Origin of the sequence: Serratia nevei, assembly GCF_024160145.1 — a bacterium.
Taxonomy (GTDB): Bacteria; Pseudomonadota; Gammaproteobacteria; order Enterobacterales; family Enterobacteriaceae; genus Serratia; species Serratia nevei_A.
This window is the reverse complement of sequence record NZ_JAMYWQ010000060.1, coordinates 1-16,725: the sequence shown is the minus strand read 5'-3', so window position 1 is coordinate 16,725 and position 16,725 is coordinate 1. Positions and strand designations below refer to the sequence as shown.

The following is a 16,725-nucleotide window of genomic DNA, read 5'->3' as shown; positions in this document are numbered from 1 at the left end:
AAACGTAAAGGCCTTCATTCTGCCGGAAAAAAGAAAGCACCGAAGATATGATCGTTCGGTGCTTTATGTTCCGCCTAAATATCCATTCAGCTATAAGTCACGTGAGGCTTAAGTGAACGGCATTACTCCGCGGAGGCCGTTTTTTTTACCCTTGCAGCAGGGCGATGCTGTGGCTGATTTCCCGTTCGATATCCGCCTCGCTCCAGCTGTCCAGCTGCGAAGAGAAGGGCTCGAAGGCATAGACGCCGGTGTAGCCCAGGCGTTCCAGGTTCTGCACCTGGCGGCGGCTCTCCAGCCGATCGCCTGCGCTCAGCATAATGCGCTCTTCGTCGCTCAGCGCGCCTTTATCCCGCCCATCCTCCACGCCGGACAGATGCACCAGGCCGATCTGCGCCACCTGGATTTGCGCATCGAAGTCGGCCTGCGTCACATCGCTCAGATAGTGGTGGAACGTATCGAGCACGATGCGGTACGGCGCGCACGAATCGCGGATGAGCGCCTGGGTCAGCAGCGACGATCGCAGCGAGCTGATGCCGAAGCCCAGCGGCTCGACGTACCCCTGCACGCCATAGCGCGCAAACAGCGGCGCCAGCAACCGCAACGCCGCGAGGGTGTCGTCGCGTTTTTGCTGCTCGCTGCGCTTGTCATCGGCGCTGCAGTGCGGGCACAGCACCAGCGCCCGGCTGTGGATGGCCTGCGCCTGCGCCAGCAACGCTTCGGCGCGCTGTAGCAGCGCCGCCGGGTCGTCTACCCGATTGAACATGCCGAGGGCGTTGATGGTGACGATCTCGATGCCGTATTGCGCGGCGAGCGCGTTGAGCTGCGCGTCGCTCAGATCGTCAGTTACCTTGCCGCTGGGCATGTCGTTGCGCAGCTCAACTTTGCTGAGCCCGCAGCGTTTCACCAGGCGGAAAAAACTGTCCAGATCGAGATTCGGCGCGATCTTGCGGTTAATGCAGAAGCGGTCCAGCGCAAGGGTCATGAGGCATTACTCCAGCGGTCAGGGGTGAGAGATCAGGATTTGCCGTTTTCCAGCGGCAGCGGCTTGCCGTCGGGCAGGGGGTGACGGTGGCGTTTGGCCAGCACCACCTGCTCCATTTTTTCCAGCGAGACGCCTTTGGTTTCCGGAATGTAGCGGCCGATGAACCAGTAGCTGAACAGGCAGCAGGCGGCGAAGATCCACATCGGGAAGGCGCCGTGGAAATGCGAGAACAGATACGGGTGGTCGTTGATCATCGGGAACGACTGCGACACCGCGAAGTTGGCGACCCACATGCAGCCGACGGCGATGCTCATTCCCTGCGCGCGCATGCGGTTCGGGAAGATCTCCGACACCAGCACCCAGGCGCCGACGCCCCAGGACAGCGCATAAAACACCATGAAGAACAGCATGCCGAACAGCGCAAAATAGCCGGTGGCCTGGGTGTAGAGCGCGTACGAGGTGAGCAGCAGGCCGGCGATGGCACCCAGCGTGCCGTAACGCATCAAGGGAATGCGGCCCATGCGATCCATCAGCATGGCGCCGATGACCGAACCGACCAGCTGCAGTACGCCGATCCAGATGGTCTGGAACAGCGCTTCCTGCGCGTTTTCGGTGACGGTTTTCAGCACCACCGGCGCGTAATACATCATTACGTTGACGCCGGTCACCTGCTGCAACATGGCGATCATGCAGCCGACGAACAGGATGAAACGCACCCGCACATCGCCGTAGTTCAGCTTCCGGTGCTGCTGCCGTTGATCCTGCTGCAGCGAGTCTTTGATTTCTTTCAGCAGATTCTGCGCGTGGGCGGCATTCGAGACCTTGGTCAACATCGCCAGCGCCTGATCGTCGCGCCCCATCATTACGTTCCAGCGCGGCGATTCAGGAATGACGAACACCAGGATGCAGAACAGGATGCAGGGGATCACGCCCGAGGCGAACATCCAGCGCCAGCCCATCTCCACCAGCCAGGCTTCGCTGGCGAGGCTGGCGATTTTGAAGTTGACGTAGAAAATCACGATCTGGCCAAAGACGATGGCGAACTGCTGCATGCTGAGCGCCCGCCCGCGCATGTCTTTCGGCGACACTTCCGACATGTACATCGGCGATACGGTGGCGGCAATGCCGACCGCCAGCCCGCCGATGATGCGGTAGATGACGAACCAGGTGAAGGTCGGGGCCAAGGCCGCGCCGACGGCGGACACGGTGAACAGCAGCGCCGCCAGCATCAGCGCCTTTTTACGGCCCCAGCGCGCCGCCAGCGGCCCGGCGGCGAAGGCGCCGACCACGCAGCCGATCACCACGTTGGAGACCGCCCAACCGGTTTCGGCCGGGCTGAGACTGAAATAGGTTTTCAACGCTTCGATCGCGCCGGAGATCACGGCGGTATCGTAGCCGAACAGAATGCCGCCCAGGGCGGCGATGCCGCAAATTCGCAATATGTAGCCGGTATTGTGCTTACGCTGATATGACATGTGTTGCTCCGATTTTTATCCTGGCTTCCGTCCGCACGGTTGGGGTGTCGGGAAGAGGGCGAGCGGAAGGGTGTGAACCGTGCCTGTCATCAAGGCGATGTCGTCGATAAATGCTGGAACAAACAAGAACATTTATTTCATAATTAGTGAATAATGGAATATTGATTTTTAGATCCAGTTCAAAAAAAACCGTCGCGAGCGATTCGGGCACCTTGGCGAACGGGGGCAGGCGGTAACGGCGGCAGGGCCGGCGCAGTGCGGGTTTTCTGTAGCAAAGTCAGTGTGCATTACCCTGGGTTTCTTCTCCGCCGTTGCGCTTTCTTCGGCAGGTTAATGAAAGCGCTTGCCCGATCGACAAAGTAAAATTGCGACCTCACGCACTAAAAATAAATTTTCCAAAACAATTTATTTGAAACTTTTTTTTCAATGAAATAGAGTTTGCTGCATCCGGTCAGGATTTAGCCGGCTTGCCGACGGGGTTTGGCGAGCGGGACGATTAACGCCGCGCCGCCGGCTTGTGGCCAGGCGACAGCGGACTTGAAAAGAGGGCGTGACATGAAAACCGTGGGTAACTTTATTGACGGGCAGGTGTGCCTGAGCAGCAGTAATCAAACCGTCGACGTGCACAACCCGGCCAGCGGGCAGGTTGAGCGGCGCGTCACGCAGAGCACCGCCGCCGAAGTCAAACAGACCATCGACGTGGCACATCGGGCGTTTGCCGACTGGTCGCGCACCACGCCGCTGCGCCGCGCGCGCATCATGTTCAATTTCAAGGCGCTGCTGGAACAGCACCGCGACGAGCTGGCCGAGCTTATCGTCAGCGAGCACGGCAAAGTGTACTCGGATGCGCTGGGCGAACTGACGCGTGGCATGGAAGTGGTCGAATTCGCCTGCGGTATCCCGCATCTGATCAAGGGGGAGTATTCGCCGGACGTCGGCAGCGGTGTCGACAGCTTCTCGCTGATGCAGCCGCTGGGCGTGGTGGCGGGCATTACCCCGTTCAACTTCCCGGCGATGGTGCCGATGTGGATGTTCCCTATCGCGCTGGCCTGCGGCAACACCTTCATCCTTAAGCCGCCGGCGCTGGTGCCTTCGGCCTCGGTGCGCCTGGCGGAGCTGCTGAAAGAAGCCGGCCTGCCGGACGGCGTGTTCAACGTGGTGCACTGCGCCAATGAAGACGCGGCGCAGCTGTGCACCGATCCGCGCATTCAGGCGGTGAGCTTCGTCGGCTCCTCCACCGTGGCGGAACATATCTACACCACCGCCAGCGCGCACGGCAAGCGGGTGCAGGCGTTCGGCGCGGCGAAGAACCAGGCGATCGTCATGCCGGACGCCGATCTGGACGCCACGGTCAACGCGCTGATGGGCGGCGCGTTCGGCTCCGCCGGCGAGCGCTGCATGGCGCTGCCGATCGCCGTGGTGGTCGGTGACGATACCGCCGACACACTGATCGCCAAATTAAAGCCGCTGATCGCGCAGCTGCGCGTCGGGCCGGGCTTGCAGCAGGGCGGCGAAGAGAATGAAATGGGGCCGCTGGTGTCGTCCGCCCACCAGAAGAAGGTGCTGGGCTACATCGATCTGGGCGTGGAAGAAGGCGCCACCCTGGTGGCCGACGGCCGCAATTATCAGGTACCGGGCTACCCTGAAGGCTACTACGTCGGCGGCACGCTGTTCGACCATGTGAAACCGAACATGCGCATCTACCGCGAAGAGATCTTCGGGCCGGTGCTGGGCATCGTGCGGGTGCCGGATTACCGTACCGCCATCGACACGGTGAACGGCCACGAGTTCGGCAACGGCAGCGCCATCTTTACCGGCAACGGCCACTACGCGCGCCAGTTCGTGCAAGAAGTGCAGGCCGGGATGGTCGGCGTCAACGTGCCGGTACCGGTGCCGATGGCGTTCCACAGCTTCGGCGGCTGGAAGCGCTCGGTGTTCGGCGCGCTGAACGTGCACGGCACCGACGGCGTGCGCTTCTACACCCGTATGAAGACCGCCACCGCGCGCTGGCCGGCCGGGCAGCAGACGGTGTCCGAATTCAGCATGCCGACGCTGGGTTAAGCGCTGTCATATTCAGGCCAGGCCGTTGCTCCTTCGGGGCAGCGGCCTTTGCACGAATCATGAACAGGAGAATCGAGATGTCTTCACTGCTTGCCAAATGTCAGACGCCGAACGCCGAGGGGCGCATCCAGCACGTGACGCCGGAAAATGCCGGTTGGCGCTATGTCGGCTTTGAGGTTTATCGCCTGGCCGCCGGGCAGTTGTTGCAGCTTGAGTGTGGCGATAAGGAGCTGTGCCTGGTGCTGGTGGCCGGTATCGCCTCCGTCGCCACGCTGCGCGCCGAGTACCCGCATATCGGCAAGCGCATGAGCCCGTTCGAGCGCACGCCGCCTTACGCGGTGTATGTGCCGCATCACGATCGCATCGACGTGCGGGCAGAAACCGATCTGGAGCTGGCGGTGTGCAGCGCGCCTGGCAGCGGCCACCTGCCCTCACGGCTGATCACGCCGGCGGATATCGGCGTGGAGCGGCGCGGCAAGGGGCGTAACCAGCGGTTGGTGCACAACATTCTGCCGGACAGCGAGCCGGCCGACAGCCTGCTGGTGGTGGAGGTTTACACCGACGAGGGCAACACCAGTTCCTACCCGAGCCACAAGCACGATCGGGAAGACTCGCCGGACGAAACCTATCTCGAAGAGACGTATTATCACCGCATTCAGCCGGAGCAGGGGTTCTGCATGCAGCGTGTCTATACCGACGATCGCATGCTCGACGAGTGCATGCCGGTCTACAATCGCGACGTGGTGAAAGTGCCGCGTGGTTATCATCCGGTGGCGACCCTGGCAGGCTACGACAACTATTATCTCAACGTGATGGCCGGGCCGGTGCGGCAGTGGAAATTCACCTGGGAAAAAGACCACGCCTGGATTAACGGCGACGCCTATCCCGCCGCGCAATAAGCGCTTGAGGCCCGGCTTGCCGGGCTTTCTCTTTATTAGGGTAAAAATTTGACCTAAATTTTCCCTCCCTCTTGCTCAAATGATAACCTGTCCGCACGCGATCGCTCTCTGGCTGAGTGAATCCAAAGAACCGCTGTGATACAGCGTGATTGCCTATGCACAGGAGGAAAAACCATGACGACCACCATGTCCCAAAAAGCGGCGCGCGAAGGATTAGGTTCGCCCGATCTGTTTGAAGGCGGGGTTTACGTCACAAAAAACGGTGTTGCCGAGCTGTTTGTGCAAACGGCGGCTGAGAGAGAGGCCGAAATTCGGGAACGCAATCTGGAGCGCCAGTCCAACGCGTTGTTGAAACTGACTATGCTGGCGAAGCAAGAGATTAAAAATCAGCGTGGTCTGTCGCCCGAAGAAACCTTGCAGCGGCTGCGCGACGCGCGGAAATAGGCCCGAGGTGCAGGATGCCCCAGGAAATACGTTTTACCGTCGCGCCGGCGGCGGAATGGAGCCTGAAAGACATCGAGTCTTATAAGAGCGGAACAATAGGGGCCGCCGCCGCCGGGGTGTTCGTGGATAATCTGTTGTTATCGTCCCTCGCGGCAATTGCCGACGATCCTGCCCGCTACCGCTTCAACGCCGTGCTGGCAAGCATGGGAGTGCGGTTGCACGAACGATTGGATCCCGACAGCGAATACTGCGTCATCTATGACTACGACGGCCAGACGGTGGAGATTCTGCTCTTCATCAGCATGAAGCAGGATCTGGAAAGCGTGCTCTACCGCTATTTGTTGCTGCAATAATCCCGCCGCGCCCGAGCCTGTCGGGCGCGTTCACCTCAGCCTTACTCGTCCCGGGCGTTATTCAGCGCCAGCGAGACCGCCAGCGTCTGCGCCAGGCACATCGAAGCCACCTGCGAGCGGAAGCCGTCCACCTGCGCTTCGCGCACCACGAAACAGACGTCGCTGAAGGCGGCCAGCGGGCTGACCTGGCTGTCGGTGATGGCGATCTGCTGCGCACCGCGCTTGGCGCCCAGTTCCACCAGTTCCACCGCTTCGCGGGCGTACGGCGAATAGCTGATGGCGATCACCACGTCCTTCGGTTTCACCATGCTCAGCTGTTCGGTGAACATGCCGCCCAGGCCGTCGATCAGAAACGCGCGGCGCTCAAGATGGCGCAGCGCATAGGTGAGATAGGAGGCGACGCTGAACGAACGGCGCAGGCCGATCACGTAGATGTTATCGGCGTTGTTGAGCAGCTCGACGGCGCGATCCAGCTGCTCGGGGGCGATCTGCATCGCCAGCTGCTGCAGCGCCTGCGCGTTGACCATGGTGAATACGTTGAGAATTTCCGCCGGTTTCTCCGGCGCGACGTTGTCGTCGGTGGAGGTTTGGCGGAACAGGCGCGCGCGCTCGGTGTAGTTGACCGTCTCTTCCATCAGATGCTGACGGAACACCTGCTTCATTTCGTTGAAGCCGCTGAAGCCGAAAGCGTTGGCGAAACGGATCAGGGTGGAAGGCGGTACACTGGCCTGTGCGGCGATGGAGGCAACGGTATCGAAAGCGATGCTGTTACTGTTATCCAAAATATAGCGCGCCACCTGCTTCAAACGCTTGCTCAGCGTTTCATAACGGTGGCGGATCTCGTCCTGTAACAGCGAAAGTTGAGTTGGGTTGTTCATCCATTCGGCTCGCAGTGGGGTGAAGGCGCATTGGCCTGACGCCTGAAATATTGACAGGGTATTTTAACAGACGGAGCGGAAATTTCATTTCCTCAAAAAGCGATTTATTCGATCGCACATTGCGCGACTTCACAGAAAAGGGGCAAAAAAATCCCCTTAAAGCGGCGAAATGGCCTTAAGGGGACGTGAACTCGCGCTCGCTGTCAGTGCGCGCCGCTCGCCTGCGGACGGTACTGGCGCCAGAAACCGATCAGCGTCAGGTATTTTTGTTTCACCTGCTCGATCAGGGCCGCGTCGTCGATTTCCCCCTGCAACCAGCGGCGCGAAGGCTGGCCGAAGATGGTGCGGCCGACGGCGAAACCTTTCACCCAGCGCGCATCCGCAGCGGCGGCAAAGCCCGCCTTCAGCACCGCTTCCGGGGAGTCGAGCCCCAGGATCAGCACGCCGCGGCAGAAGGGATCGCAGGTGTCGATCAGCGCGCCGACCCGCCGCCAGTTTTCCGCGCTCAGCGGCGGCAGTTTCCACCAGTCCGGCTGAATGCCTAACCGGTAGAAGTGTTCAATCATCTCCAGGTAATGGCGTTCGTCCTTGTCGGGGTTGTTGTCCGGCAGGATCACTTCCAGCAGCAGCTCGTGGCCGGATTTGCAACAGCCGCGGTAGACGTCGGCGATCAGCGCATCCTGCTCGCGGCGCAGTTCCGCCGCGTCGTGCGGGTGATAAAACACCAGGCACTTCACCACGTGCTCCTGCGGCCAGTCGATCAATTGCGAGCCGATATTGCCGTGCTCCAGGCGCAGCGGGCGCGAGCTGGGCAGCTCCACCGGCCGGCCGATCCACCATCCCTGGCCGGTGATCTCGTTCAACGCCGCCTGCCCGTAGGTGGTGTCGGCCAGAATGCCGCTGTTGCCGTTGAGGCCGGCCTGCGCGGCAGCCTGTTGCGCTGCGGTGAGCAGCAGGGTTTTCAGACGCGGAATGCGTTCCTCGCCGACGCCGGCTTCACGCGCCATGTCCGCCAGCTGCTTGCGGTGATCGAAAGCGAACACGCACAGTTCCGGCCATTGCTGCTTGCGGGTGGTTACCCGGTGCAGGTGGTTCAGGTGTGCGTCGCGGTCCGGGCGCGTGACCTGCCGTTCGCGCAGCAGGTAGTCGTCCAGCTCCCGTTTGGTCGGCATGGCCGGCGCGCACCCGTGGCGTGAGACCACCAATGCACCGCAGGCGTTGGCGTAACGGCAGGCCTGATCCCAGCCCTCATCGTTCAGGTAGCCGCGCAGCAGGCCGGACATAAAGGCGTCGCCGGCCCCCAGCACGTTCAGCACCTCAACCCGCACGCCGGCGTGCAGCTTCACCTGCGCCCAGTCGTCGGCGATCTCGCCTTCGAACACCGAGCAACCCTGCGCGCCGCGCTTGCACACCAGCGTGGCCGCCGTGGCCCGGCGCACGTTTTTCAGCGCCGTCAGCGTGTCGGTGCTGCCGCCGGCGATGTGAAACTCCTCTTCGGTGCCGACGATCAGATCGAAATGGTGCAGCACCTCCTGCAGCTCACGGGTTACCTGGTCCGATTCCACAAAGCGGGTTTCGCCGTCGCCCAGCGACGTCAACCCCCACAGTACCGGGCGGTAATCGATGTCCAGCGCGGCGCGCAGGCCGTGGCGGCGCGCGTATTCCAGCGCCTTCAGCACCGCGGCACGGGTGTTCGGGTGCGACAGGTGCGTGCCGGTGATGGCCAGCGCGCGCGAGGAAGCGATGTAGGCCTCGTCGATGTCGTCCGGCGTCAGCGCCATGTCCGCGCAGTTTTCGCGGTAGAAGATCAGCGGGAAGGTTTCCTGATCCTTGATGCCGAGGATCACCAGGCCGGTTAATCGTTGCTTGTCGGTGATGAGGCAGCGGGTATCGGCCCCGACGCGCTGTAGCTCTTCACGCAGAAAGCGGCCCATGTGCTCGTCGCCGACGCGCGCCAGCATGCCGGATTTTAACCCCTGAATGGCGGTGCCGTAGGCCACGTTGCCGGAGGAACCGCCGAGGTATTTGGCGAATGTGCCGGCGTCTTCCAGCCGCGCGCCGATCTGCTGAGCATAGAAATCGACGGCGATGCGCCCGAGACAAATGACATCAAGCTGTTTTTCTTGTGTAGCCATACCCGTTTCCTTCTGTTTAAGCAAAACTCCGGCGGCGGCCCGAGCGTGGCGCCTTGCAGGATGCATGAAGACAGTATGGGGAATGAAAATTTCAATTTCAATATGGAATGAAATTTACATCCCAAAAATGTGATGCATTTAAAACATCGGCAAAGGGGTGGAAAAGGCGGTGAAACGGCCACGGAAGGGCCGCCAGGCGCGCGCTGAAAAGGAGTGCGAGGATAGGATAAAAGGTTGCCATCCTGAGTGCTGACGGTGGTCACCCGCCATTGCGCGGCGCGAAGTCAGTGAAGGATGAACCGCGAGATGAAACGGGCTTTTCATGCAATATGCGATCTTTATCGCAAAATGAAATGTTTCTTCTGTAATGTGATTTTATGAAAAATATATTTGTTTATAATCGCTTCACGTTTCAGGTTGTCGACTTCGTGAGCAGCGGGCATCGCCTGCTCAAGATAATAGCTGCCGCCGCGTAACACCAACACGGGATTGTCGGCTCGGCGCGAGCCCTTTCCGGGGCGGCCCTCAATCTAAAGGGTGAGTAAATGGGCAAGATCAGGCTAACCATGGCGCAGGCGCTCGTCAGATTTCTCGATAACCAGTATCTGCTGGCCGACGGCGTGGAAACCAAGTTCGTCGCGGGCATTTTCGCGATTTTCGGCCACGGCAACGTGCTGGGGCTGGGGCAAGCGCTGGAACAGGATAGCGGCGAGCTGCGGGTACATCAGGGCCGCAACGAGCAGGGCATGGCCCACGCGGCGATCGGCTTCGCCAAACAGAAGCTGCGCCGGCAGATCTACGCCTGCACCTCATCGGTCGGCCCCGGCGCCGCCAACATGGTCACCGCCGCGGCCACCGCCACCGCCAACCGCATTCCTTTATTGCTGCTGCCGGGCGACGTTTACGCCTCCCGCCAGCCGGATCCGGTGCTGCAGCAAATCGAGCAGGCTTACGATCTCAGCATCAGCACCAACGACGCGTTCCGCGCGGTGAGCAAATACTGGGACCGCATCGTGCGGCCGGAGCAGCTGATGAGCGCTTGCATCAACGCGATGCGCGTGCTGACCGATCCGGCGGATACCGGCGCGGTGACGCTGTGCCTGCCGCAGGACGTGCAGGGTGAAGCCTACGACTATCCCGACTATTTCTTCCAAAAACGCGTGCATCGGCTCGATCGCCGCCCGGCGACCGACGGTATGCTGGCGGACGCGCTGGCGCTGCTGACCGCCAAGCGCAAACCGCTGCTGGTGTGCGGCGGCGGCGTGAAGTACTCGCAGGCCGGGCGGGCGCTGCGCGAATTCGCCGAACGCTTCGGCATTCCGTTCGCCGAGACCCAGGCCGGCAAAGGCACGGTGCCGAGCGACCATGAATTCAACCTCGGCGGCATCGGCGAAACCGGCTGCCTGGCGGCCAACACGCTGGCCCGGCAGGCCGATCTGGTGATCGGCGTCGGTACCCGTTACACCGATTTCACCACCTCGTCCAAATGGCTGTTCCAACACCCGGACGTCAACTTCCTCAATATCAATGTCAGCGCCTTTGACGCCGGCAAGCTCGACGGTGTGCAGGTGTTGGCGGATGCCCGCGAGGCCCTGAACGCATTGGGCGCACGGCTGGCACAGGCCGCGTACCGCGCCGGCTGGGGCGACGCCATCGCCGCGGCGCGTGGTGCCCAGCGTGAAGAGACCGCGCGGGTTTATGCGGTGGAATACGGCGGCGCAGGCTTTGTGCCGGAGATCGACGATCATCTCGACCGTGAGCGGGTGTTCGCCGAATTTATCGCCCAGACCGATTCCGCGCTGACCCAGAGCCGGGTGCTGGGGGTGCTGAACCGCGAGCTGCCGCCGGACAGCGTGATCGTCGCTGCCGCCGGCAGCCTGCCGGGCGACTTGCAGCGGGTGTGGCACACCCACGGTGAGCACGGCTACCACGTGGAATACGGCTACTCCTGCATGGGGTACGAGGTGAACGCCGCGCTGGGGGTCAAGCTGGCCGAGCCGCAGCGCGAGGTGTACGCAATGGTGGGCGACGGCGCGTTCATGATGCTGCATTCCGAACTGGTCACCTCGATTCAGGAAGGCTGCAAAATCAACGTGGTGCTGTTCGACAACATGACCAACGGCTGCATCAACAACCTGCAGATGGAGCACGGCATGGACAGCTACACCACCGAATTCCGCTTCCGCAATCCAGAGGGCGACAAGCTCGACGGCAAGCTGGTGCCGGTCGATTTCGCCATGCTGGCGGCGGCTTACGGCTGTAAAACCTATCGCGTCACTACCGAGCAGCAACTGCTCGACGCGCTGGCCGACGCCCGCAGGCAAACCCTGTCCACGCTGCTGGACATCAAGGTGCTGCCGAAGACCATGGTGCACAAGTATCTCAGCTGGTGGCGTGTGGGCGGCGCTCAGGTGGCCGACAGCGAGAAAATCGTCGCAGTGGCGCGCAAGCTGCAGGAAAACATCGATAAGGCGCGCGATTACTGATTCGTTTTCATACATAAATCTCGAGGGTAGCGAAAATGACATTGAACATTGGGGTTATCGGCACCGGCGCCATCGGCCGCGATCATATCCGTCGCTGCAGCAACGTGTTGCAGGGCGCCCGCGTGGTGGCGGTAAACGACATCAACCGCGACAACGCCGCCAAGGTGGTGAGCGATCTGCAGCTGGATGCGCGGGTGTATGACAACGGCCACGATCTGATCAAGGCTGCCGACGTGCAGGCGGTGCTGGTCACTTCCTGGGGGCCGAGCCACGAAGAGTTCGTGCTGGCGGCCATCGCCGCCGGCAAACCGGTGTTCTGCGAGAAGCCGCTGGCGGTGACCGCGCAGGGCTGCAAAAACATCGTCGATGCCGAAGCGAAACACGGCAAGCGGCTGGTGCAGGTCGGCTTTATGCGCCCTTATGACCAGGGCTATCGCGCGTTGAAACAGGTGCTGACCAGCGGCCAGATCGGCGAACCGCTGATGCTGCACTGCGCGCACCGCAACCCGACGGTCGGCGAGGCCTACACCACCGATATGGCGATCACCGACACCCTGATCCACGAAATCGACGTGCTGCGTTGGCTGCTCGACGATGACTATGTGTCGGTGCAGGTGGTGTTCCCGCGTAAGAGCCCGAAGGCGTTCCCGCACCTGAAAGATCCGCAGATTGTGCTGTTTGAAACCGCCAAAGGTACGCGCATCGACGTCGAAATCTTCGTCAACTGCCAGTACGGCTACGACATTCAGTGCGAAGTGGTGGGGGAAACCGGCATCGCCAAACTGCCGGAGCCGTCTTCGGTGCAGATGCGCAGCGGCGCCCGCCTGTCGACCGAAATCCTGACCGACTGGAAAGATCGCTTTATCGACGCCTATGACGTCGAGCTGCAGGGTTTCATCAACGACGTGGCTGCGGGCAAGCTGACCGGGCCTTCCGCCTGGGACGGCTACGCCGCCGCGGTGACCGCCGACGCCTGCGTGGCGGCCCAGCTCAGCGGCGAGATTGTGCCGGTGACCTTGCCGGCGCGCCCGGTGTTCTACAACAAATAATCGGCTTGTCCCCCATAGCTACGATTGCAGAGGAGTGACCATGAAGATCGCTTTTGATGTCGACGTTATACGGGATTTGGGCGTGACCAAAATGGTGCAGCAGGTGGCGGACTGGGGCTACAAATACATCGAGCAGTCGCCGCACCCGCAGATCAACCCGTTTTACAAGCATCCGAAGGCCAGCCGCGAAATCATGGCGGAGTATAAAAACGCCCTGAAAGCGACCGGCGTGGAGATCTCCTCATTTATCGTGGTGTATCGCTGGTCCGGGCCGGGGGAAGATCGCCGCCAGGCGGCGGTCAAAAACTGGCGGCGGATGATCGAAATCGCGGTGGAAATGGGGGTGCAGGTGATTAACACCGAACTGGCGGGCAACCCCAACGAACCGGAGATCTGCGAGGAGCTGTGGTATCGCTCGATGGAGGAGCTGCTGCCGATCGTCGAGCGCGAGGGTATCCGTATGGAGATCCAGTCGCACCCGTGGGACTTCTGCGAGCTGAGCAACGAAACTGCCGATCTGGTGAAGTCGCTGCGCAGCGACCACGTCAAATACCTCTACAGCGTGCCGCACACCTTCTACTACGACAAGGGGCAGGGCGACGTGGCCGACATGCTGCAGTACGCCGGGGACGATCTTTCCCACGTGCTGATCGCCGACACCATGAATCACACCAAGCACTGCCGCTATATCGTCAACCCGCCGGGCGTTGACGCCGCGGTGCATCAGCACGTCGGCATCGGCGAAGGCGAGGTGAATTTCGATGCCCTGTTCCAGACGCTGCGCGACATGGAATATGCTAACCGCAATTTCAAGGTCGGCGGCGAATCGATCATCTGCACCTCGCTGTTCGGCTACCCGGAAAAGATGCCGAGCCAGGCGGTGGCGACCAGAGAGCGCATCGAAAGAGAGCTGTTGGGCAAATAATCTTATTCGGCTCGCCGGCGGCGTTTGCACCGGCGGCCCTCCAAGGACCGAGGCAGACCATGAATAAAGACAACGTGAAATTGGCCATCGCGCCGATCGGCTGGACCAACGACGACATGCCCGATCTGGGCAAGGAGAATACCTTCCAGCAGTGCGTCAGCGAAATGGCGCTGGCCGGCTTCACCGGCAGCGAAGTAGGCAGCAAATACCCGCGCGATCCGGCGGTGCTGAAACCGATGCTGGATATTCGCGGCATCCAGATCTGCAACGCCTGGTTCAGCACCTTTTTCGCCGACGGCCAGAAAGACAAGACCATCGACGAGTTTATCAACCACATGAATTTCCTGCATGCCATGGGCGCCAGGGTGATCGGCTGCTCCGAGCAGAGCAAGAGTATTCAGGGCACCACCAAAGGCGTGTTCGAAGAGAAGCCGTACTTCAGCGATGAAGAGTGGCAGCGGGTGGCCGACGGTTACAACGAGTTGGCGAAGATCGCCGCCGGCAAAGGCATGCAGGTTTGCCTGCACCACCACATGGGCACCGGCATTCAGACCACGGCCGAAATCGATCGCTACATGAGCATGGTCAACGACGACGTCTACCTGCTGTTCGATACCGGCCACGCCTACTATTCGGAAGGCAGCCAGCAGGCGATGATGGCGATCCTGGAGAAGTATCTGCCGCGCATCAACCACGTCCATCTGAAGGACGTGCGCGATGAGGTGGTGGCGGAAGTGAAAGCCAACCAGTTGAGCTTCCTCGATGGCGTGAAGAAGGGCACCTTCACCGTGCCGGGTGATGGCGTGATCGACTTCAGGCCGGTGTTCAAGCTGCTGGACGAGCGCGGTTACAAAGGGTGGATGGTGGTGGAGGCCGAGCAGGATCCGGCGCTGGCCAACCCGTTTGAGTATGCGGTAAAAGCGCGCCGTTATATTCGGCAAACCGCCGGCATTTAGGCGACGAGGATTAATCATGATTAAGGGGCGCCAGCGCCCCTTTTTTGGTGGCGGCGTGTTAGCCGCCGAGCGTTTGCCAGGTTGCGACCTGGCTGCCGGGCCACGGCGTGGCGGCATGTACGCCACGGGCGATCGCTCGGGCCAGGGTGTCCGCCGCCAGCGCGCCGATCTGCAGCACCGCCAGTTCGCGGCTGCCCTGAACCTCGCGCTGCCCGGTGGACAAGGCGAACACCACGTCGCCGTCAAACGGGCTGTGCAGTGGGCGGATGGCGCGCGCCATGCCGTCTTGCGCCATGATGGCCACCCGTTTCAACTCCACCCGCGTCAGCGCCAGGTCGGTGGCGACGCAGGCCAGGGTGGTGTTCTTTCTGCCGCCCTGCGGCTCTTGTTCCATCCAATCTTCGCCCTGCGCGCGCAGTTGCGCCAGCGCCGCTGCGCCGCCGTTGCCGAATTCACCGTCAATTTCATAGGGGGTCGCCCAGAAGGCGCGGGTGCCGGGGGCCACTACCGCACCCAAACTGTTGACCGCCACCAGTGCGCCGACGGTAGCGCCGTTGGCGGCAACGATAGACGCCGAGCCGAGCCCGCCTTTCAACGTGCCCATGCCGGTCATGGCGCCGTAGCCGGCGCCGACGGTGCCCAGAGGAAAGTCCAACCCGGCCTTGCCGACCGCATCGATGCCCAGCTGGCGATACGGCGGTGTGAGCTGCCAGTTTTTGTCGCCGCCGTTGGCCAGATCGTACAGGCAGGCGGTGGGCACGATAGGAGAGACCGGCACGCCGGGTGCCGGGCGCAGCGCGTAGCCTCGGCCCTGTAGCCCCAGCCAGGCCGCGACGCCGTCCGCCGCCGCCAGGCCGTAAACCGAGCCGCCGCTGAACGTCAGCGCATCGACGGTCTGTACCAGATTGTCTTCACCCAGCGCGTCGGTTTCCCGGGTGGCGGGGCCGCCGCCGCGTACGTCCACAGCGGCGATCGCCGGGTTGTCCGGCAGGATCACCGTCGTGCCGGTACGCACCCGGCTGTCCTGCGCCACGCCGACCTTCAGGCCCGGCACATCGGTAATCAGGTTGCGGGCGCCTGGGCGCCCGGCGGCGGAAGTTGGCATAGCGGCACCTAATGTAGTGAGGGGAGATAACATGCCGACACCGGTCAGGCAGGCCAGCGCCTGTAAAAAGGTTCGGCGGTTGATGCACAGGGGCCGGCGCAGCGGCCCCTGCGTGTGAGGACGATTACGCATCGCCGTGCAGCTGCCCGGAGCGCAAACGCGCCATATGGTAGGCGTCGACCAATACGCCGTCGCGCATGGCATAGGCGCGGCTGGTGCCCTCTATCTCGAAACCGAATTTGCGGTACAGCGCAATGGCCGCCGGGTTGTCGGTGAACACCGTCAGCTCGATACGCTCGATGGCCGCCCAGTTGTCGCACAGGTCGATCATCGCCTGCATCAGGCGGCCGCCGACGCCTTTGCCGTGGTAGCGCGGATCGACGCCGATGCCGAAGGTGGCCACGTGACGGCGGCGCACGCGCTGATTCAGCATGACGGCCAACTGGCCGGCAAGCTGCCCGTCGATGAAGGCCGCCAGGTTATGCGTGCCCGGCTCGGGATTGGCGAGGCGCTTCTGCCAGGACTCGACGGACGGTAGCGGGAGCTGCAGCGTATCGCGGTAGACGGGCGTCTGAGAATAAAGATGATGCAGGGCTTGGGCATCCGTCGTTTCCACGTGGCGTATCACGATCTCGCTCATCTTGCTGCTCCTGTAGCTTACCGGTTGAATAACCTCTGAATTTATCCGTTTACTGCCTTGAGTCAATATTATTTGAACGGGTCAAAAAAAACGCTTTACAGGTGCGAATGATAATGATTATTATTGCGATGCGTTCCGGGGAGGGCATCAACCCTTGATACTCTCGCTGCGAAGGCACGACATTGCTCACATTGCTTCCAGTGTTTACTTAGCCAGCTCGGGTGCTGGCTTTTTTTTGGTTCATCGCGTTTTACCGGGGAACGCTGCTTTGATTTTCAGGAAGAAGTAAGCGTTATCCCGGTATCCATAAGCCATCCGCTTCATCACCTTTATCTTA

Annotated in this window: 14 protein-coding genes; 8 read left to right on the top strand and 6 right to left on the bottom strand. The window is 61.6% G+C overall.

Annotation, left to right across the window (positions count from 1 at the left end; genetic code table 11):
* Positions 1 to 145: 145 nt before the first annotated feature.
* Together M6G53_RS24040 and M6G53_RS24035 are read right to left on the bottom strand one after the other, a co-directional pair.
* Positions 146 to 982, bottom strand: a complete 837-nt coding sequence (locus tag M6G53_RS24040; protein ID WP_253335004.1) for a TIM barrel protein — start codon at positions 980 to 982, stop codon at positions 146 to 148.
* Positions 983 to 1,014: 32 nt separating this feature from the next.
* Positions 1,015 to 2,457, bottom strand: coding sequence for a sugar porter family MFS transporter (locus M6G53_RS24035; protein WP_253335003.1), 1,443 nt, complete (start codon positions 2,455 to 2,457; stop codon positions 1,015 to 1,017).
* A gap of 555 nt (positions 2,458 to 3,012) precedes the next feature.
* Here M6G53_RS24035 and M6G53_RS24030 point away from each other — a divergent pair.
* The 4 genes from M6G53_RS24030 to M6G53_RS24015 all read left to right on the top strand — a co-directional run bounded on the left by M6G53_RS24030 (position 3,013) and on the right by M6G53_RS24015 (position 6,214).
* Positions 3,013 to 4,518 (top strand): CoA-acylating methylmalonate-semialdehyde dehydrogenase, encoded by a 1,506-nt coding sequence (locus M6G53_RS24030; protein ID WP_253335001.1) that lies wholly within the window; start codon positions 3,013 to 3,015, stop codon positions 4,516 to 4,518.
* Between the two features lie 77 nt (positions 4,519 to 4,595).
* Entirely contained in the window at positions 4,596 to 5,417 is an 822-nt protein-coding gene (gene iolB / locus M6G53_RS24025) for a 5-deoxy-glucuronate isomerase (protein ID WP_253335000.1), read from the top strand.
* A 174-nt stretch (positions 5,418 to 5,591) separates the two neighbouring features.
* Positions 5,592 to 5,861, top strand: coding sequence for a hypothetical protein (locus M6G53_RS24020; protein ID WP_033649358.1), 270 nt, complete (start codon positions 5,592 to 5,594; stop codon positions 5,859 to 5,861).
* Positions 5,862 to 5,875: 14 nt separating this feature from the next.
* Positions 5,876 to 6,214, top strand: coding sequence for a type II toxin-antitoxin system RelE/ParE family toxin (locus M6G53_RS24015; RefSeq protein ID WP_253334997.1), 339 nt, complete (start codon positions 5,876 to 5,878; stop codon positions 6,212 to 6,214).
* 41 nt (positions 6,215 to 6,255) lie between these two features.
* On the opposite strand, the gene M6G53_RS24010 is transcribed toward M6G53_RS24015, so the two are convergent.
* The gene (locus M6G53_RS24010) at positions 6,256 to 7,092 is read right to left on the bottom strand and encodes a MurR/RpiR family transcriptional regulator (protein WP_253334995.1); all 837 of its coding nucleotides are present in this window, start codon (positions 7,090 to 7,092) and stop codon (positions 6,256 to 6,258) included.
* 203 nt (positions 7,093 to 7,295) lie between these two features.
* Complete coding sequence (locus M6G53_RS24005; protein ID WP_253334993.1) at positions 7,296 to 9,227, bottom strand: bifunctional 5-dehydro-2-deoxygluconokinase/5-dehydro-2-deoxyphosphogluconate aldolase; 1,932 nt, start codon at positions 9,225 to 9,227, stop codon at positions 7,296 to 7,298.
* Positions 9,228 to 9,772: 545 nt separating this feature from the next.
* Between M6G53_RS24005 and iolD the strand changes: the two genes are divergently transcribed.
* Genes iolD through iolE form a run of 4 tightly spaced genes read left to right on the top strand, consistent with a single transcriptional unit; the run spans position 9,773 to position 14,643 of the window.
* Positions 9,773 to 11,713, top strand: coding sequence for a 3D-(3,5/4)-trihydroxycyclohexane-1,2-dione acylhydrolase (decyclizing) (iolD, locus tag M6G53_RS24000; protein ID WP_253334992.1), 1,941 nt, complete (start codon positions 9,773 to 9,775; stop codon positions 11,711 to 11,713).
* Positions 11,714 to 11,748: 35 nt separating this feature from the next.
* The gene (iolG, locus tag M6G53_RS23995) at positions 11,749 to 12,762 is read left to right on the top strand and encodes a bifunctional inositol 2-dehydrogenase/D-chiro-inositol 1-dehydrogenase (RefSeq protein WP_253334991.1); all 1,014 of its coding nucleotides are present in this window, start codon (positions 11,749 to 11,751) and stop codon (positions 12,760 to 12,762) included.
* A 40-nt stretch (positions 12,763 to 12,802) separates the two neighbouring features.
* Positions 12,803 to 13,687: a sugar phosphate isomerase/epimerase family protein gene (locus M6G53_RS23990; protein ID WP_253334990.1), complete on the top strand. Its 885-nt coding sequence runs from the start codon at positions 12,803 to 12,805 to the stop codon at positions 13,685 to 13,687.
* A gap of 59 nt (positions 13,688 to 13,746) precedes the next feature.
* Positions 13,747 to 14,643, top strand: a complete 897-nt coding sequence (iolE, locus tag M6G53_RS23985; protein WP_253334988.1) for a myo-inosose-2 dehydratase — start codon at positions 13,747 to 13,749, stop codon at positions 14,641 to 14,643.
* A 58-nt stretch (positions 14,644 to 14,701) separates the two neighbouring features.
* On the opposite strand, the gene M6G53_RS23980 is transcribed toward iolE, so the two are convergent.
* Both M6G53_RS23980 and M6G53_RS23975 read right to left on the bottom strand, forming a co-directional pair.
* On the bottom strand, positions 14,702 to 15,880 hold the full coding sequence (locus M6G53_RS23980; RefSeq protein ID WP_253334986.1) for a P1 family peptidase: 1,179 nt from the start codon (positions 15,878 to 15,880) through the stop codon (positions 14,702 to 14,704).
* Complete coding sequence (locus M6G53_RS23975; RefSeq protein ID WP_253334984.1) at positions 15,873 to 16,388, bottom strand: GNAT family N-acetyltransferase; 516 nt, start codon at positions 16,386 to 16,388, stop codon at positions 15,873 to 15,875. Before M6G53_RS23975 ends, M6G53_RS23980 begins: the two co-directional genes overlap by 8 nt.
* Between the last annotated feature and the right edge of the window lie 337 nt (positions 16,389 to 16,725).